The sequence below is a fragment of the Mucilaginibacter puniceus genome (assembly GCF_054783175.1).
Window position 1 is genome coordinate 262,325 of sequence record NZ_BAAGRB010000001.1, and the last position, 18,690, is coordinate 281,014.

Annotated in this window: 14 protein-coding genes and 1 pseudogene; all 15 read right to left on the reverse strand. The window is 46.3% G+C overall.

What is annotated here, in order from left to right; all coding sequences use genetic code 11:
* Positions 1-2 precede the first annotated feature (2 nt).
* Entirely contained in the window at positions 3-3,014 is a 3,012-nt protein-coding gene (locus tag ACYVJ6_RS01215) for a lantibiotic dehydratase (protein WP_460692219.1), read from the reverse strand.
* Positions 3,015-3,032: 18 nt separating this feature from the next.
* Entirely contained in the window at positions 3,033-3,623 is a 591-nt protein-coding gene (locus ACYVJ6_RS01220; protein ID WP_166584090.1) for a D-sedoheptulose 7-phosphate isomerase, read from the reverse strand.
* A gap of 60 nt (positions 3,624-3,683) precedes the next feature.
* A complete protein-coding gene (locus tag ACYVJ6_RS01225; RefSeq protein ID WP_166584089.1) occupies positions 3,684-4,271 on the reverse strand; it encodes a hypothetical protein in 588 nt (195 codons plus the stop codon).
* Between the two features lie 3 nt (positions 4,272-4,274).
* Positions 4,275-4,868: an HD domain-containing protein gene (locus ACYVJ6_RS01230; protein ID WP_460692220.1), complete on the reverse strand. Its 594-nt coding sequence runs from the start codon at positions 4,866-4,868 to the stop codon at positions 4,275-4,277.
* Positions 4,869-4,879: 11 nt separating this feature from the next.
* Positions 4,880-6,211 carry an RIP metalloprotease RseP gene (gene rseP / locus ACYVJ6_RS01235; protein ID WP_460692221.1) on the reverse strand — a complete coding sequence of 444 codons (1,332 nt, stop codon included), beginning with the start codon at positions 6,209-6,211 and terminating at the stop codon, positions 4,880-4,882.
* 2 nt (positions 6,212-6,213) lie between these two features.
* Entirely contained in the window at positions 6,214-6,687 is a 474-nt protein-coding gene (locus ACYVJ6_RS01240; RefSeq protein ID WP_166584086.1) for an MgtC/SapB family protein, read from the reverse strand.
* Positions 6,688-6,700: 13 nt separating this feature from the next.
* Positions 6,701-7,303 carry a hypothetical protein gene (locus ACYVJ6_RS01245; protein ID WP_166584085.1) on the reverse strand — a complete coding sequence of 201 codons (603 nt, stop codon included), beginning with the start codon at positions 7,301-7,303 and terminating at the stop codon, positions 6,701-6,703.
* A 1-nt stretch (position 7,304) separates the two neighbouring features.
* Entirely contained in the window at positions 7,305-7,448 is a 144-nt protein-coding gene (locus ACYVJ6_RS01250) for a hypothetical protein (RefSeq protein ID WP_460692222.1), read from the reverse strand.
* A 41-nt stretch (positions 7,449-7,489) separates the two neighbouring features.
* Positions 7,490-8,146: a DUF1345 domain-containing protein gene (locus ACYVJ6_RS01255; protein WP_460692223.1), complete on the reverse strand. Its 657-nt coding sequence runs from the start codon at positions 8,144-8,146 to the stop codon at positions 7,490-7,492.
* A 40-nt stretch (positions 8,147-8,186) separates the two neighbouring features.
* Positions 8,187-8,912 (reverse strand): ZIP family metal transporter, encoded by a 726-nt coding sequence (locus ACYVJ6_RS01260; RefSeq protein ID WP_460692224.1) that lies wholly within the window; start codon positions 8,910-8,912, stop codon positions 8,187-8,189.
* Positions 8,909-9,571 carry a hypothetical protein gene (locus ACYVJ6_RS01265; protein ID WP_460692225.1) on the reverse strand — a complete coding sequence of 221 codons (663 nt, stop codon included), beginning with the start codon at positions 9,569-9,571 and terminating at the stop codon, positions 8,909-8,911. The genes ACYVJ6_RS01260 and ACYVJ6_RS01265 overlap by 4 nt, the downstream gene beginning before the upstream one ends.
* 1 nt (position 9,572) lies before the next feature.
* Positions 9,573-10,887, reverse strand: a pseudogene (locus ACYVJ6_RS01270) (Nramp family divalent metal transporter).
* Positions 10,880-13,030, reverse strand: a complete 2,151-nt coding sequence (locus tag ACYVJ6_RS01275; protein ID WP_460692226.1) for a heavy metal translocating P-type ATPase — start codon at positions 13,028-13,030, stop codon at positions 10,880-10,882. The pseudogene ACYVJ6_RS01270 and the gene ACYVJ6_RS01275 overlap by 8 nt, the downstream one beginning before the upstream one ends.
* Before the next feature lie 42 nt (positions 13,031-13,072).
* Positions 13,073-14,311, reverse strand: coding sequence for an efflux RND transporter periplasmic adaptor subunit (locus ACYVJ6_RS01280; RefSeq protein ID WP_460692227.1), 1,239 nt, complete (start codon positions 14,309-14,311; stop codon positions 13,073-13,075).
* An 8-nt stretch (positions 14,312-14,319) separates the two neighbouring features.
* Positions 14,320-18,690 carry a CusA/CzcA family heavy metal efflux RND transporter gene (locus ACYVJ6_RS01285; protein WP_460692228.1) on the reverse strand — a complete coding sequence of 1,457 codons (4,371 nt, stop codon included), beginning with the start codon at positions 18,688-18,690 and terminating at the stop codon, positions 14,320-14,322.

Consider the following 18,690-nt stretch of genomic DNA (forward strand, 5'->3'; position numbering starts at 1 on the left):
GCTTAGATACCCTTTTTTTGCCTGGCAATTCTGGAACGCATCCATTTAGATAACAAAAAATAAATGACCATTTCCTGTTCCCGCTGCTGGTCGGCAAACATCCTATTCAGGTGCACATGTATAAGACTAAGCAGGTAGTCTCTTTTTGACGCATTATTATCAAGCTTTTTATTAATTTCTATCGCTTTAAGCCGCATTTTTTTCAGCCAATGCTGAAGCTGTTTTTCCGGAAAGGGTTCCAGCGCATGCAGAAAAACATCGAGTTCCTGGCTGTGAACACGGTATTTATGGTCAAGTTCGACTTTGATGTTCTTTCCTTCAAACTCTGTAAAATAGTTTTCAAATGCGTTTTGCCAAAACTCCAGTTGTTGCTCTGCAGCAGAATAAAAGCCTTCGGTGATCACTTTAACAGTAAATGCAGCAGCCTGAAAGGACGGAATACGATTGCCGGACTTTATGGCTTTTAAAAAATGCACTACAAATTCACTGCTATACCAAAAAAATTCCTCGGTTTCTTCGATGCCGGCTGCCTGGTATCTTTCCAGTTCCCTGCTGTACACATCTAATTGATATTCCCTGATCAGATGCTGGTGCACATTATCTTCCAACACTAACCGTAAAGCCGCTAATACAGCATCGATATCTAAGGGATCGAACTTAAAACGTAAACGAATATGCGGCGCGTGATCTTCATAACGGATAAAAAACCAGCGGCTGATTCTGCCATGGATGAACTTTTTATTGATCACCTTTTGCAATTGAAGCAGTAATCGGTTCACGGCTAAGCGCGGAATATACAGTTTCAGATAAAGCCATTCAGTACCCGGGATAAATTTCCGTTGCTGATGGTGTTCTGTAGCTACAAAATGCGGTGCCGGCAAATGAAGGGGTTCATCGGGTATCATAACAGCATTAAACTGAACATGATATTGGTTGCCCGATTCTGAACCGATTACTGCTTCTTTTGATTTTTGCGGGAGGTATTCACGAATGACCATTTGTCTATGAGTACGTATTGTCTCACGGAATAGGCGTAAATCTTCCTCCTTAAGCTGATCAAAAACCAGTTGTTGGTCTCCCTCGGAAACTATGAATTTCTTCGGTAACCGATGCCTTTCAGCTAATTTCATGAAAGCCTCGGTTCCTCCGTTTTCGTTTTGAAGTTGCATTAATTCATCAGGGCTGATGATCCAGGTAGCCAAACTGAGTATTACGCCCTGATACATTACCCGGGGATAATAACTGAAACCCGGAAAATAATGGCTGAGATCAAAAGACAATTGCGTCCGCCCGTATTGATAAGAAAGATCAGCAAGGAAGCGAAACAGAGGAAGCTGGTCAATACTATGGTTATAAGCGCTGGTTAACCTCGGAATAACGTACTTTTGATGTTTTTTCGACCAAATCAGCGCCACGCTCCCGGCCAGTTCTACGTAAAGGTCATCAAGTGCTATGGTTTCCGTTCCAGGAATACTGGCTGCCAGTACAGGCAGCTGGTAGGTCCATAACTGCTCACGGCGATTTATATTATCTATATGGGTGTCTGCCAAATGCAGGATCTCGGCAAAGATCAGGTCGGGGTTTAAACTTTCAATTTGCGCGGCAATATCTTTACCGACCCTTGAAATCGAAGGATCAGCCAGTGTAAACCGACCAATTAGTGCAAGCGGGTTACACCCTCCGGCACTTTCAATAAATACCCCATCCTCACTTATATTAAAAAGTACCGAAGAACCAAGGTTGGTAACTGAGGGCTGAGATCCCGGCAGTCTATTTAATTCCTTTTCCTCCAGGAATATTACGGTATCGTTCCGGCTCTCCATTTTAATCCAGGAGGCCATCAGAAATCGGTGGGCTTCGGTCCAGAATACTGTTGACAGTCTTCCGCCCCTTGGACGGATATTAACGGTTTCTAATAATGGATTCGGTGATTCAAGCGGTTCTGCCTGGTAGCCGATACCCAATTCAGGATCAAGCGCCAGTAATAAAGGGATACGTTCACCTTCAAAGTGCTTTCGAAATTTTCCTTTAAATTCCTTTAATGCCGGTAACTGGTCTTCCGGGCATAATTTGTCCAACGCAGATAAACCCTGTTTCAAATCTGCCTGGTAACTGATATCGACTGAATTGACCGTTGTTTTGCGAACCAATATTGTATTAAGCAGGCTTTTTTCTTCAGCAGGTTCAGCGATGAGCGTTCGCAACCGGCTGTCGAGAATTTGAAGGGATGGCGCTAATAACAAGCCTTGCTTTTTTAATTCATATGCAGGGCCTAAATTTAATATCGCCGTATTAATGGTTAGCGATTTGTGATCCAAAAGATCTTCAACATGGCCAGTGATCGTCGCACGCTGCTTTGGAAGCAAGATTTGTGCATCCTTCAAAAATTCGAAGTATTCAACCCCCTCTTCCTGCGTACATCGCGCATCCCTGCAGATCCGCGCAATGATTAAATTCCTGCTTTGTCCGTTTTTGCAATACTTTAACAGCGCATTTAAAATTACAGCATATAAAGAAGACTGTAATTGATAGCTTCTTTTATGATTATTGCCCGACTCTTCCCTGATAAAGCGAAAATGTTTCTTTACTCGATACAAAGTCGGATTAGGTTCATAGCTAATATTTGGATTTTCAGCTGCTCGTTGCCGGAATAAAAATTGTAAGACCAATTCCGCAGGTTGAATAAATGATTGCATTTCATCAGCATTTTCTCTTAAATGAATATGTCCGCCACTTTCCCACACGCCAACATTGACCGATGCAAAATATCCGAAAGGCGTTGAACGAAAACATGCGCGGTTCAGGTACCGCGTAGCGCTTTTAATTTCCCTGCCGTTCATTTTTGAGATGTCAAAGCCGGCATTTAACAGTCGCGCATAGAATTGGGGACTGGCCAGAAAAAGGGCCGCCTGAAATAAGGGATCAAGCAGCGTTTCGGATAGTGGCTGCCTGTAACGGTTTACCGGAAAGATGGGTATGCGCTGTAGAATATATTTTGAAAAATGATAACTCATCAGAGGCCGAAATGAATTTTAGGGTTTATCTGCCGGTGCGAACATTCTGTCTGTTGCGCTGCATAATAAATGTCCCACCAGGATATGCATTTCCTGTACACGCGCTGTAACCTTGCTATTAACATTTAAGGTAACGTCGCAAATAACCGATACCATACCACCGTCCGCCCCGGATAGCCCAATCAGACGGCAACCCCTGTTTTTAGCTTCGAATAATCCGGCAACCACATTTTCACTATTCCCGCTTGTGGATATACCGATCACCAGATCACCTTCCTGGGCCAATGCTTCCACTTGTCGTGCAAAAACGGCGGCAAATCCATAGTCATTTCCTATCGCCGTAAGCGCAGAAGTATCCGTTGTCAGCGCAATAGCGGGCAAGCCGCGCCGCTCCCTCACATAACGGCCTGTAAATTCTGCTGCAATGTGCTGGGCATCACTTGCGCTGCCACCATTTCCAAACAGCAGTAGTTTTTTACCATTATTGATCGTGTCAATGATCATAGCAGCAGCCTGTTCTATTTTATCTAAAAAAACTGTTTCGGTTAGTGTTTGCGTTGCTTCCAGATGCTCCCGGATTTCGGCGGTCATATACTCGTGATTCTTCATTTTGTATTTTGGTTTTTATCAGACCGCCGTCCGGCAAACCGGAATTTTTCTGGATCTGTATTAGTTAGTTTTCTGATATTGCTTTAATCGACTGATAATATTTTGCTGTACTACCAAACGTTGCAGGATACTTTTTCGGAGTTCAGCAGTGAGCCGCTCTTGTAAAAGACCTACTGATATCTGGTCGAGATTTTCAAAGACCTGAATCATTACCCATGCATAGCGCTGATCCTGTTCAAGGCCTAAAGGTGGTTGAATGCGGAAAAAATTGGTCAGTGCTGCCTTTACTGTTATACCCAAATTATCAGGTATATCAAGATTGGCTAAAGCTGGCTTATCCTTATACAGATCGGCCTGAAGCTTTTTTAGCAATTGCTGCATCGTCACCATAAATCCTGAGTTTGCCATATCCCTTTGACGGAATACCTCTTGTGTTGTTATTTGACGTGCTTTAGCATATAAGACATCCGAAATATTGAAATACGATTCACCTGACTCTTTTCGGGGTGTATTTTTTAACAGGGAATCAGCAGTATTTTGAAGGGCTTCAAGATAACTTATCACTTGCACTTGCTTGTCTGCTATTTGAGCAAAGCCAACGCTTGTGTAAAAAAAGAATACCAATAAGATCAGGCGCATCTGTTTCATATCTTATTCGTTAAGCAATAGTCTTAAATAATTAATATTTAAAATTTTTTGTGGTTCCCAAAATGACCTGGCTGGGGTGGTGAAGTAACGATGGCTGGTCAAAAATTCAAGATTCTGGCGATGCCAATCCTTTTCGCTAAAGTCCCTCTTCAAATGAACTGCCCACTCCTGACGTAAACTGGCCGACTTCAATTCGTAATCAGGTAATGAAAGGTGACGCATATCTGCATCGCACATCACACTCTGCATGGCCGAGGTAGGATGTTGGGGCATTTTGGTAGCCCTGATGCATTCATTAACGGAATGAATAAAATTGTCCTTTACGCCTTTTTCTCTTAAAAAATCACCGGCCAAAGTCATACTGATCGCCTCATGGCCATCATAGCTGTAACAATAACCACTATCATGGAACCAGGCCGATGCCTGTAAAATATGGCGTTCCCATTCGTTAAACAGCATCTGGCCGGATAACTCGGCTACAGCTGCCACCATTTGGCGGGTGTGGTTGATATTGTGGTAGAACATGCCCGACGGTAACTGGTGTAATAATAGACCGGTCACATGGCTCTCTATCTGTTTGATCAATTCTGTTAGCATTGTTAATCAGGTTAGGTTATTGAACGAATATCATTGAAAAGAATATAAGCCGAAAGCAGAATAACAAACAACAGGCCTGACAGGTAAAACCCTGCCCAAAAGTTTCGGCTGGCTTTTTTTCCGGTTAATGCTTCCCAAAATATGACCGCCATAACTCCACCATCAAGGGGAGCCAGAGGAAGGAGGTTGATCAGGCCAAGTCCTGTCGATAATAAGGCGACCAAGCTCCAAAATCGTTTTCCATCGAAATGGCTGCTGAAAAGGCCGGCGATCCTTATAGGTCCAAGTAACCCATCCTTCACTTTAACTTCCCCTTTAACTATCTGGCTTAATCCTTTGGTGTTTTCACTGATGGTGTTCCAAACTTTGGACGAACCTGCAGTCAGGGATTGGCTGATATTAATACTTTCCGGTTTATAGGATGGCAGCTTGCTATCAAGACTAAAGCCAATATGACCATCCTTGTCACGATGGGCCAGCATGGTATTGGTTTTTCCATCATGAATGACCGTCAGATATAATTGCCGTTGCTTATTCTCCTTCAGACGGATGATAAAATCATTATAGGTTCGCACGGAATCACCATTCAATGCAATGATATGCGCATTTTTAAATGCAGTATTCTTCCGTAGATCGAGATTGGTATATACGGAATCGATTTTAAACCCTGCTTTAATGGAGAAGAACTGGGTTAAGCCTTTATCAGCTACCAGCTGCATGATCTTTGGGGAAACCGCTACATGCAAGTGCACCCGTTCGTTGCCATGTTTCCGAACAATGGAAAGTACCGTATTGCCATGCATTAAATGAGTACTAAGCAATTCGTCTTCATAAAGCAATGAATCGGCATTGATCGCGGTTACCTGATCTCCCGGCTGAAGGCCTGCTTGAATTCCGAGTTCCCCGGGAAGGATCGTAAAACTGCTGCCAAGACCTGTGATCTGATTTCGCCCGTAATACAAGAAAAGGCTGCAATAAATGACTAAGGCAAGCAAAAGATTCATCAAAATTCCGGCTGACATAACTATCATGCGCTGCCAAACCGGTTTTGAATAATAGCGTTGGGTCGTAGGGACGTTAACATCTTCATCCGGCTCATTCTCATCATCGGCGATAGTACCTATCATCCGTATATACCCGCCAATGGGTAACCAGCCAATTCCAAATTCGGTGCCTTTGTAATGAAAGCGAAACAGGCGCCAGCCGAAGGTGTCAAAAAACAAATAGAATTTTTTCACTTTTATGCCAATGGCTCTTGCAGCCAGGAAATGTCCCAATTCATGAACGGTCACCATTAACGAAATGCCCAGCATGAACTGGACGATCATGATTACTATTTCCATGGTTATTCCTCGTCGTTTTTTTCAGTTCCGTGTTTAGCGTGCATCTTTTTCTTCCAGTTAGTATACCAGCTTTGATGATGAAGCGCAAGTAATGCGTATAGTGCCCCTGTTGCTACAAAAGCGATGATCAGCATATTCATGCCTACTGCCACACCTATTCCGGCAGTGCACCAAATAGTAGCGGCTGTGGTTAACCCGTTTGAGCTATTGGTCACGTCATTTTTATAAATGATCCCCGCACCTAAAAACCCAATACCCACCAAAATATTTGCTATTATCCTGGATGCGGCAGCCAAATCACCCAAATGTTCACCAATCGCCGTGAATAATGTGGCACCCAGGCAAACCGCGGCGTAAGTCCGGATGCCGGCACTCCTGCCATGTTTTTCCCTGTCGAGGCCAACAACCCCACCAAGGAAAACGGCCAGTAATAATTTCAGGACGATTGTCCATTCGCTTTCAGTGTTTATTCCCATTTTAACTTTATAATTAGGTACTGGTCACCGTGATTACTGATGCCAGGCTTTGAACTGATTTTATTAAAATTGTATCATAGTAACCGGATGATTTGCTGCAGGAAATATGTATAAAAAGTTCATTTCCAAGTAAAAGCTCAGGTAGGTAAGGGGCTCTTTTTGCATTTAAAAATGACCGGATATCTTCCGTTGTTCCGGGTTTTAAAGCGAATATGCTAACGTGCGATGATTTGTCCCCAAAGGTATCTTCCGGAAAACTTCGCAAGGTCAACAGGTCCCTTAAAGGGAAGTAAGCGCTTTGCTCTTTAACCGAATTGCCGTTAGTCAACTTGTGCGAAAGACTAAACCCCAGGTCAGCACCCAGACCCTGAAAATCGTCTGCGATCACATTATAATGCCAATCCGTTGATTGAACTCCCGTAAGCACTTCCTTTAAGTAGGGCGAATACCGGGTCAGCACAAAACAGGACTTTCCCTCGGTCAGGCGGCTTGCTAAAAGCAGGTAATGATGAAAACTAATATGCGCGTTTTCGCCTTCCCGGCTTTCATCAGGCTGTTTTACAAATAGGTATTTGTTCAAGCCCTCCTCTGTAGATGCTTTAAATTCAATCTTCATATTACCCTTCCATTTCTAAAAACCATTCCTGCGCGCGTTTGATCGCCTCCGAAACAATATTCAATTCAGAGACAACTCTTTCATCTCTCAATTGGTTAGCGATCTCAATCGCCTTTTCCCTGACATGCGGTTCCAGGTCGTTCATTTCATAAGGGTAGTCTGCGTTCGTCCATTTCATAAGTTGATCTATTTTTGCATTAAGCCGGCAACGACATTAATGCTGAGTGCTACAATAATGGTATTAAACCCAAAGGAGAGCAGGCCATGCATAAGCGCCAGCCGTCTGATCCTTTTTGAGGTGATCTGCACATCGGAGACCTGGAAGGTCATACCGATCACAAAAGAAAAATAACAGAAGTCCAGATAATCGGGCTTATCCTCCTCCGGAAACTGCAACCCGCCGGGCTTAGGATTTTTTCCGTCGGCATCCTTATCGATATCGCAGTAAAAAAAATGCGCATACCTGAAGGTGAAGATGGTATGCACCAGCACCCAGGAGCTTACTACTGAAGCCAGTGACAATAATATTTGCCCGGTCATTTGCTCTTTATCCCCCGCAGCAGTGCTTTTCAGCAGGATCAGGATCGCAAAAAGGCTTGCCAGCGAGGCCAGTAACGCAAAACCAAAAACAAGTGTCCGGCTCGAATCCTGGTCATGTGCCTCACGGCTGATCTCTGCCGGGTGTATATTGAAAATGGTCAGGCCTGATAGCGTTAGTGACGTAGCGGCATAAGCCAGCCAGGTGATCATAAAATGAATAGGGCCGGAAAAACGGCCGATCAGCAGCATAAATAATATGGCGGCCACTACCAGCGACACATATAGTTTGTGATGGGCATCCATCAGATAAATATTGAATTTATTTTTTTTCGCCATGATGTTGTTATATGACCATGCCCAGGATCATGAAAATTAAAAACCCGCCAAAGAATGCTCCGGTAAATATGGGAGAATCCCGTTCCTCATGCGCCTCTACCAGCAGTTCTTCTGTTACCAGGAATAAAAGAGCCGCTGAACCGAAGGAAAGGATCAGTTCCAGGACCTTGTCTCCTGCTGCATGTAATAATAATAAGCCGATCAGCGCACCGATGATGAACAGCACGCTTAAAACAAGCAGGATAATGGTGACCGTTTTCCTGGATAGGGCTGAACCCAGCAGGGTCGTTACGGTAGCCATTCCCAAGGAAAAACATTCCAGCGCTAATGCTAATGCCAGTAGAACACCCTCTTTGGCACCGGCCGCGAAACCTATTCCCAACAGGATACCATCCAGCAGCAGATCAACTCCGATAGCGGTCAAGATACCCCACGGTAAGCCTTTAGCTTCTGAAGTTGCACTTTCTTTAACCGCTAATTTTTCCGTATAATGTTTGATCAGCAGCATGGCTGTAATGCCAGAGGTAAAGCCTATGATAATAGATTTGGCATCATGAATTTTGATCATGTCCGGTAATAGCTCAACGGCCACTACAGAGAAAACCACCCCCGCCGCAAAGTGAAGCACGAAGCTTTTCAGGGCTGAACCGGGCGGACGGTATAAGGCAATGAGCCCGCCGGAACAAAGCAGCAATACCGGAATGACGGAAAACAATATTTCTTTGGAAGTCATGATGCTATAAATTTGTTGATCGTTAATTCGTCGCTAAGCCTTTTAAACCAGGATTTGCAGAGCAATGCAGTCGCTACGCCGGCTACCATGCCCAGCAATAAAGTGACAGGCAGGTCGCCCCCGAGGTAGATCAGATTATAGATGATCACCAGGCTAAAAAGCAGCAACGCCGCTTTAATAACGGTAAACCTTCTGTCTAAAAACAGGGAAATGAAAATTGCTGCGCCAAAGGAAAGCGTCGCATTTATGCAGATCAGCGAACGGTCCATTGCCAGGCCACTGTAGTTATAGTGAAAGTTTGTACTACTTTCGGGTAAAAATCGTGAGCCCATTAAATTTAACAGCCAGGTGCAAAAACCGGCTATCAACAGATAGGCTGTGAAAAACAGGAAGGTTCTTAAGAATTTCACCCGGTCGAAACCAGCTAACAATAAGATCAGGCAACAATAGAACGGTATCCAGAAATAAAAACTGCCGATATGCGGAGATAGCGTATCCATTAAGGAAAACCGGGCATTATTGATAGCCGATCCTATATGTTGGTTAAACGCCGTTAACTGCGAGGTCACCGCCGTATTCGCCAGACAGGTAAAAGTGACCAGGCCTAAAAAAACCAGGCCAACTAATATAACGGGGAATTCCAGATTGATCGCTTTCATGTTATTTCCAGAATTGCAGGTAGATCAAAAATCCGGCACCTATGGTCATGACCAGCAGGCATAGTCCGCCCAGCGTATTCGACAGCCATTTATTCGTGTAATCACCCATAATGTCTTTGTTGTTGGCAATATGCAATACGATGGCAATGATGACCGGACAGGTGACTCCGTAAAGTATGGCGGTGTATAAAAGCGCATCGACCGGGTTGATCCCAAAATAATTAATGCTCAATCCCAGTAAAACGGAAACGATCAGGATCGCATAAAAGGCTTTTGCTTGTTTGAACTTCTTATCCAGACTGCCTTTCAGGCCAAATGTTTCTGTTACGATATAGGATAAGGAACCGCTCAATACGGGAATAGCCAGAAAACCCGTTCCAATGATGCCAACCGCGAACAGCAGGTAGGAGAGTTTGCCGGCCACCGGTTCGAGGGCTTTGGCCGCCTGTTCCACTAGCTATGTTTCTGACACCGTGACTATAAAGTGCCGTACCGGTAGCCAGGATCGTGAAAAACATGATCAGGTTAGACAGGAACATGCCGAGATTCACATCGATGCTCATCTTTTGGATCAGCATGGTCAGCAGGCGTTTTTCCCTTTTCTCCCCGTTATCCGGAAAATCATCGCTTAAGGTAAGTAATCGCTTATTGATCATGACTTGCCTTTTAACTGCTTTCACATCCTCGGCTTCCATGGCCGTTTGCCAGAAAAAAAGATAGGGAGAGATGGTGGTACCCAGGATAGCGACCAATACGCCAATGAAATCTTTATCCCATTTGATGGTAGGCACTACGGTCTGTTTTAACACCTCACCCCAGTCGGGTTTGGTAAAGAATGGTACCGCTATATAAAGCAGCAGCGTCAGGCACAGGTATTTTAATACCGCGGCTAACTTTTGATAAGGAAGGTAGACGATAAAGAACAGTAGCAGCCCTGTAAAAAGTATGCTAAAGTAAATTGGCGGCACGGAAGGCACCAACAAGTTCGCGACAGCACCCATAGCGGCAATATCCGCCCCGATGTTCAAAATAATGGCAGGTACGCTGAATATTAGCATCAGGTAAAGCACCGGTTTGCCGTAATGCTGCTTCAGGGTGGTGGTCAGCCCGGCCGAAGTGATGAGACCGATCCGTGCGCACATTTCCTGGATAGCCGCCATAAGCGGAAAAGTGACCAGCACTGTCCAGAGTGTTGCCATGCCATATTTGGCACCCGCCTGAGAATAGGTGGCAATGCCTGACGGATCATCGTCACTTGCTCCTGTTACGATCCCGGGGCCTAAGGCACCAAAGAACTTTTTTACCTTTTTAAGCATCCTTTCGTTTTTTAGTCTTAGCTACATTTTTATGAGCGCTATCATAAGCCAGCAGGCGCAAAGCGTTAAACACTACCAACAGGGTAGAACCTTCATGCGCGATCACCGCCGGGCCGATCGAGGCTATACCTAATACGGTCAGCGGGATTAAAACCGCAACCATACCCAGGCTGATCCAAAGATTTTGTTTGATGATCCCTTTGGCCTTACGGCTCAATCCGATTGCAAACGGCAGGCTTTCCAGCTTGTCCCCCATCAGGGCTATATCCGCCGTTTCCAGTGCCACATCCGAACCGGCTGCGCCCATGGCGATACCGACGGTACTTTTAGCCATAGCCGGCGCGTCATTCACCCCGTCGCCGATCATGGCCACCATTTTTTCTGACTTGTCCAGCTTTTGAACAGCCTTCACTTTATCTTCCGGCATCAGGTCGCCCCAGGCTTCGGTAATGCCGATCTGTTTGGCGACCGCGTCTGCCACCTGCTGGTTATCGCCGGTCAGCATAACCATTTTCTTAATGCCCAGGCTGCTCAGTTCCGAAAGCACATGTTTGGCTTCCTTGCGCGGTACATCCATTAAGGACAGCAAGCCGATAAAATCCTTGTCCCGTTTGACCAGCATGGTCGTATGGCCTTCCTTTTCAAGATCTTCCACCTGTTTTAAAAGTCCATCAGGTATATTTTTTTCGAACAGGGCTTTGTTGCCGATGAGCACTTTTTTACCGCCAACTTCGGCCTGAACACCTCGCCCGGTAATACCTTTTACATTATGCGCTTCCGGTATATGCGCTTTTTTTAACTTTTCCATGGCACCCAAAACGATGGCTTCGGCCAGCGGATGGTCGCTTAGCTTTTCGACCGCTACGGCCAGCGTCAGCAATTCTTCTTCCGTGATCTTATCGAAAGGCAGCGCGTTGGTCAACTGCGGTTTCCCTTCCGTTAAAGTACCGGTCTTGTCGAAAGCTATGGCATTCAGGGAACCAAGGTCCTCCAGAGGCCTGCCGCCTTTGATCAGTACACCACCACGGGCGGCGCGTGCAACCCCGGCGAGTACCGCACTTGGCGTTGATATGGCAAGTGCACAAGGACTGGCCGCAACCAGTACCGACATTGCGCGGTAAAAGCTCTTGGCAAAAGGCTCATCGATCACCAGATAGGCAAAGCACAAGGCTACTACCAGGATCAGTACCGCCGGTACAAAGAATTTCTCAAACTTATCGGTAAACAGTTGGGTCGGTGACTTTTGCTTTTCCGCCTCGTTCACCATTTTAACTAAACGGCTGATGGTAGAATCTTTGGCCTCTTTGATCACCTTGACCTCTAAAGCGGAAGCGCCGTTGATCGTACCCGCGAATACACGGTATTGTGGCTTGATACTGGCTTCATTACTGAAATCCTTACTGGCATCAGGTACCGGCGATTTGTCAACCGGCACACTTTCCCCGGTAATGGGGGCCTGGTTCACGCTTCCTTCGCCCTTGACCACGACGCCGTCAGCAGGTATTTTGCTGTTCGGTTTAATGATAATAATATCGCCTAATACCAATTCCTCAATACGAACTTCTTCCTGTTTGCCGTCTCTCGAAACGAGCGCGGTCGGCGGAGCAAGACTGGTCAGCGCCGCGATAGATTTGCGTGCTTTGCCCATCGCGTAATGCTCCAGGGAATGTCCGAGGCTGAACAGGAACAGCAATAATGCCCCTTCCACCCAGGCACCAAGTATCCCTGCACCGATGGCCGCGACAAGCATTAAAAAGTCGATTTCAAAACCGCCTTTAAGAATAGTTTCCACTGCTTCCTTGGCGGTAAAAAATCCGCCAAAGAAATAAGCGGTCAGATATAAGGCTAAGCTTACCCAGCTTGGCAGGCCACTGATAAAAGACAATCCCCAGCCAGCGCCAAGCGCAACGCCGCAGATAATGGCGAAGATCATCTCCGTGTTTTTCCCGAAGATCCCGCCATGCTCGTGGTCGTGACCTTCTTCTTCCTCGTGGTCATGGTCATCGCCTTTGTGTTCATGCCCGGTTTTTGATTCGTCTTTTTCTTCAGGCTCGCCCTTTTTTTTGCTGTCAGCAGCAGGGCCTGCTTTTTTCTTAACCGGTTGTTCCTTTACGGCCGGCGTTGCATTAACTTTCTTTTTCATAGTTTTTGGTATTAAGTATTTAAACAGGCCCATCATGGCGTTTTATTCTTCTTCTTCGCTATTCTTCATTTTGGATAGCAGGTCATAAGCTCCCTTCAGCACGATGCGGCCTTTCAGCTCCAGGTCCTGCGGTAATTGCACTTCTGTAAATCCACCATCAGAAATTCCGGTCGTCACTTCCACCATTTCAAAGTGAAAAGATTCCCCGGCGGCTTCCTTTACACTTTCGGGTTCATCCTTTTCATGCTGGTGACCATTGATCTTTTTTACAGGGGAATGCGCGAAGACATATTTCTTGCCCTGATAATCGACTATGGCCGTTTCCGGCAAGGCGGTTACCTGGCTGCTTCCGGTTTCGATAAAAGCTTTTAGGTAAGTTCCCGGAATGAATTTGATGCTGCCCTTGGCGATGGCGTGTACCGTAACCGTTTTGTCAGTATTGATCTCGCGGCCAACTAACTGGACGATAGCCACCCTGTCGGTCGAATCATTGGAAAGATTGAAGCGTACCCGTTGGCCTGGCTTAACTTTCTCCGCATCCTTTTCAAAAACGTTCAGCTCTACGTGCAGGTTGGAACTGTTCACGATCTCGAACATCACATCATTAGGGTTAATGAATTTGCCGGTATTGACATTCACCTTAGTCACATAACCGCTGATCGGCGCATAGATATTAATGGAACTGCGGATGTTTCCGGCGGTCAGGCTCTCCGGGCTGATATTGATCAAACGCAGGCGTTGCTTTAAAGCATTTTCCCGTGCCAGCATGGTCTGGTACTGGGCTTTGGCTTGCTGTAATACCTTCTGCGAGTTGACATTTTGCTTAGCTAATTCCTGCTGTCTTTTATATTCTGAATCACTAAGCTCCAGTTGGCTTTTGCTTTCCAGATAATCCTGTTGCAGCTGTACGTAGTCCTGGTTTTGCAATACGGCGATCACTTCACCTTTGTTCACGCTGCTGCCTTGTAATAAGGGTGTGGATTTAATGATCCCGCCCATTTGCGTAGTTACGCTAACCAGGTTCTGCGGCGGTACATCAATAAAGCCATTTACTTTTAAAAGCCCGGCGAGGCCTTTCAATTCTGTAGAGCCCATAGATATACCGATGGCCCGATACTGGGCGGCGGTAACTTCCACCGTGTTCTTATCTTCTTTGTGTGCGGTATCCGGTTTAGCCTTTGTCTCTGTATCTTCGGCCGGCTTGCTGCCGCAAGAACTGATCATAAATGGCAGGGCTAAAATGATAGCCAGTCTTCCTATGTTTTTAATGTTAATTTTCATGTCTTTGATTATAAACCGATAAGGTATTGTAGCGTGTAAACGGATTGATTGTACTGGTTAATAGCTTGCAGGTAATTGAACCTGATCTCAGAATAAGTCCGCAGCGCCTGAGCGAATTCGATATAACCGATATCACCACTCTGGAAAGCGATCTGGCCTTGTTTCAGGATCAGATTGGTGTTAGGCAGGGCGCTTTTCTCGTAATATTCGATGCTTCGTGCATTCTTGATCACATCCTGATAAGCCTGCTGATACTGGCTTTGCAGATTGGTTTGGAAAAGGCTGTATTGTAATTCACTAACCTGCTTGTCGATCTTTGCCGCTTTTATCCGCGCCGCGTAGGGTTTAAAAAACAGTGGCACTGAAATGCCGGCCTGTACCCCCTGGAAACGGTTGGAACCGGAAAAGTTGCGGTCCTGCCCGTTAATATTTTGGACGCCAATGATGGACTGGTTAAAATAACCGACCGTAAAGTCCGGACCTGATCGGGACTTTTCCAGGTTGATGTTCTTATCGGCAATGACTATCTGTTGCTTTTGATAAGCCAATAAGGGGTTTTTAACAATGCTGCTGTCGGCATACGGAATGGCTTCGGTCGTTTTAACGAATTGGCCGGGCGTAACGATAATACTATCCCGGGTATTCAGCAAGCGCCTCAGTTCCGACCTGGCCGCTACGATATCAGACTGATTTTTCATCATCTGATTTTTAACCTCGTTGTATTGCGTTTCAGCGGTCGTTTTTTCCAGCAGGTTCGTTTCACCGGTTTTATAGCGTAGCGCGGCCGCTTTTAGAAAAGCACTGTAGATCGAATCCTGGCTGAAATACAATTTCTGAAGGGCGACATAATAGGCCAGCTGTGTATAAGATTGCCTCACCTCGTAAGTCAGCTGGTTCTTGGTTACATTCAGGCCGATTTCCGCCGCCCCGATCCTGGCATTGTAAACGTCGCGCTGATTTTTGTATAGACCGGGAAAAGGGATGTTTTGCTGGATACTGATATTGTTATCCCTTTTTACACTGTTGATCTGTCCGTACTGGATATTGAAGTCGGTTTTACCCAATTCCGTGGCGCTGCCCTTGAGCGCCTGCTGCTGGGTGATCTGTAAGCGGGATGACTGCACATTTTGATTATTGGTAACGGCAGTAGAAATGGCTTGCTGAATATTCAGCGGCTGAGCGGGAACTGTCTGCGCTTTGGCCGGCAAGTTAAATAAAACAAATAAAGCAATAACAGCAGCCGGAATGGCTTTGACCTTTTTGTCACGCCATTTTTCGAAATAGGTATATAACACGGGTAAAACGATTAATGTTAAGATGGTAGAAGTGATAAGTCCGCCGATCACAACGGTTGCCAGCGGTTTTTGAACCTCGGCACCTGCAGCGGTCGAAATGGCCATTGGCAGGAAACCAAGTGAAGCCACTGTGGCGGTCATTAATACTGGCCGCAGACGCACTTCAGTACCTTCCAAAACGATAGCTTTCAGGTCTTTTTTACCCGACTTTTTCAAGCGGTTAAATTCAGTGATCAGCACAATGCCATTAAGTACCGCGACACCGAACAAGGCAATAAAGCCAACGCCGGCAGAAATACTGAAAGGCATGCCCCTCAGCAATAATGCGAATACGCCACCGATAGCAGCCATTGGAATGGCGGAGAAGATCAGCAAAGACTGGTTGAACGACCCGAAAGAGAAATACAACAACAAAATGATCAGCAATAATGCAACGGGTACTGCTACTGAAAGGCGCTTGGTCGCTTCTTTCAAATTCTCAAACTGCCCGCCATAGCTTACGTAATATCCCGGCGGGAATTTAATTTGCTCATTCAGTTTTTGCTGGATCTCGGTCACGACGCTTTGGATATCACGGCCACGAACGTTCAAGCCGACTATGATGCGCCTTTTGGTATCTTCCCGTTGTATCTGGTTTGGGCCTATCTCGAAGGAAACGTCAGCCAGTTGTTCCAGGGGAACCTGGTTGCCGTTCGGCGCGGTCACATAAAGGTTTTTTACATCATTAATGCCCTGCCTGTTGGCCAGTGATAGTCGGACCACCATATCATAACGACGCTCGCCCTCATAAACCAAACCTGCCGACTGCCCGGCGAAAGCGGTATTGAGCGCCTGGTTAACCGTTCCGACACTTAAGCCGTATTGCGCGATCTTATCCCGGTTGATCTTGACCACGATCTGCGGTAAGCCGGTGGCCTGCTCTAAATAAATATCTTTAGCACCTTTTACCGAACCAACGATCTTGCCGATCTGTTTAGACAGATCCGTCAATGCATCGAGATCATCGCCAAATATTTTGATACCGATATCCTGACGTACGCCGGAGATCAGCTCATTCGACCTCAACTGTATGGGCTGAGAAAAGCCAAAAGAAACACCGGGAACTTCTTCCAGCGCTTTGGCCATGAGGTTAGCCAGTTCTTCCCGGCTTTGCGTGGTTTTCCACTCCTTTTTATTCTTTAGTATTACCGTAAGGTCACAAGCGTCCATCGGCATCGGGTCAGTTGGGATTTCCGCTGCACCGATCTTTCCGATCACCTCCTTCACTTCGGGAAACCTTTTAACCAGTATTTGTGATGCCTGGTTGACCTTATCTATTGTTTGGGAAAGGGAGCTTCCGGTCAGCAAGCGGGTTTCCACAGCAAAGTCACCTTCTTCAAGCGTTGGGATAAACTCGCCGCCCATGCGGGTAAAAATGATAATGCTGACAACCAGCAAAGCCACCGCGCTGCCCACAACGATCAGGCGTCTATTTAGCGCGCCTTTGATCATAGGGAGATAACGGCGATGGATAGCATCCATCATCCGGTCGGAAAAATTTTTCTTATGGTTCTGATTTTTACTGAGGAACAAAGAAGATACCATCGGTACATAGGTCAAGGACAATAAGAATGCTCCCAAGATCGCAAAGGAAACGGTCTGCGCCATAGGGCCAAACATTTTGCCTTCAATCCCTACCAGCGCCAAAATCGGTAAATAAACGATCAGGATAATGATCTGGCCGAAAGCTGCAGCGCTCATCATCCTGCCGGCAGATTGTTCTACCTGCTCATCCATTTCCTTTTGGGTAAATGCCCTGCCGGGGTTATTGACCGCCAATAGGTGCATGGTCGCCTCGACGATAATGACCGCGCCATCGACAATGAGGCCGAAATCTATCGCGCCCAGGCTCATCAGGTTCCCTGAAACGCCGAATACGTTCATGAGACAAATTGCGAAAAGCATCGCCAACGGAATAACCGAAGCAACCACCAGGCCTGCTCGCAGATTACCCAGGAATATAACGAGTACGAAGATCACGATGAGCGCCCCTTCGATCAGGTTTTTGGCCACCGTGCCTATCGCGCGGTCAACTAATGCGCTGCGGTCAAGGAACGGCTCGACCGTCACGCCTTCAGGCAGCGTTTTATTAATGCGTTCGATCTTTTCTTTGACCTGTTTAACTACGTTGTTAGCGTTCGCTCCTTTAAGCATCATCACGATGCCGCCGACCGCTTCGCCTTCGCTGTTAACAGTTGACCTAGTAAGCGCGCCGTAACGGATGGAATTGCTAATGCCGACCGTCGCAATATCGCGGACCAGTACCGGCAATCCGTTCGTGTTATTTTTAACAACGATCTTGTTGATGTCGTCAATATTTCCCACAAATCCCTCGCTGCGAATAAAGTATGCGTTAGGTTTTTTATCAATATATGCGCCACCGGTGTTTTGGTTATTCTGCTCCAGCGCATTAAATACCTCGCTGATGCTCAGATTAAGGCTGCGCAGCTTGTCGGGGTCCAGTGCGATCTCGTATTGTTTCAGCAAACCGCCAAAACTATTTACCTCGGCTATACCGGGCGTGCCTAACAACTGGCGGCGAACGATCCAATCCTGTATGCTGCGCAGCTCGCGCGCGTCATATTTCTTTTCAAATCCCTCCTTCGCATGGATGACGTACTGGTAGATCTCGCCGAGCCCGGTGGAGATTGGTGAAATTTCAGGATTACCTAATCCGGCCGGTATATTGTTTTTTGCTTCAGACAGCTTTTCGTTAACCTGCTGCCTGGCCCAGTAGATATCCACGTCATCGTGGAAGACAATGGTCACCACTGAAAGTCCGAAGCGGGAAAGTGAACGAACCTGCTCGATGCGGGGAATGGTCGCCATTGTTTGCTCAACCGGGTAAGAGATCAGCCGTTCCACTTCCTGGGTAGCAAGTGAAGGACTTAAAGTGATCACCTGTACCTGGTTATTCGTGATATCCGGAACGGCGTCTATAGGTAGCTGCTTGAGGGAATAGATCCCCCAGCCGATCAGTGCGAGCGTAAACAGCCCGATGACCAGCTTATTGTTGATGGAAAAATTGATGATCTTATTTAACAT

Coding starts and splice junctions, on each gene's coding strand:
- ACYVJ6_RS01215 (WP_460692219.1), bottom strand. CDS start 3,014: ATGAGTTATCATTTTTCAAAATATATTCTACAGCGCATACCCATCTTT.
- ACYVJ6_RS01220 (WP_166584090.1), bottom strand. CDS start 3,623: ATGAAGAATCACGAGTATATGACCGCCGAAATCCGGGAGCATCTGGAA.
- ACYVJ6_RS01225 (WP_166584089.1), bottom strand. CDS start 4,271: ATGAAACAGATGCGCCTGATCTTATTGGTATTCTTTTTTTACACAAGC.
- ACYVJ6_RS01230 (WP_460692220.1), bottom strand. CDS start 4,868: ATGCTAACAGAATTGATCAAACAGATAGAGAGCCATGTGACCGGTCTA.
- rseP (WP_460692221.1), bottom strand. CDS start 6,211: ATGGAAATAGTAATCATGATCGTCCAGTTCATGCTGGGCATTTCGTTA.
- ACYVJ6_RS01240 (WP_166584086.1), bottom strand. CDS start 6,687: ATGGGAATAAACACTGAAAGCGAATGGACAATCGTCCTGAAATTATTA.
- ACYVJ6_RS01245 (WP_166584085.1), bottom strand. CDS start 7,303: ATGAAGATTGAATTTAAAGCATCTACAGAGGAGGGCTTGAACAAATAC.
- ACYVJ6_RS01250 (WP_460692222.1), bottom strand. CDS start 7,448: ATGAACGACCTGGAACCGCATGTCAGGGAAAAGGCGATTGAGATCGCT.
- ACYVJ6_RS01255 (WP_460692223.1), bottom strand. CDS start 8,146: ATGGATGCCCATCACAAACTATATGTGTCGCTGGTAGTGGCCGCCATA.
- ACYVJ6_RS01260 (WP_460692224.1), bottom strand. CDS start 8,912: ATGACTTCCAAAGAAATATTGTTTTCCGTCATTCCGGTATTGCTGCTT.
- ACYVJ6_RS01265 (WP_460692225.1), bottom strand. CDS start 9,571: ATGAAAGCGATCAATCTGGAATTCCCCGTTATATTAGTTGGCCTGGTT.
- ACYVJ6_RS01275 (WP_460692226.1), bottom strand. CDS start 13,030: ATGAAAAAGAAAGTTAATGCAACGCCGGCCGTAAAGGAACAACCGGTT.
- ACYVJ6_RS01280 (WP_460692227.1), bottom strand. CDS start 14,311: ATGAAAATTAACATTAAAAACATAGGAAGACTGGCTATCATTTTAGCC.
- ACYVJ6_RS01285 (WP_460692228.1), bottom strand. CDS start 18,690: ATGTTAAATAAGATCATCAATTTTTCCATCAACAATAAGCTGGTCATC.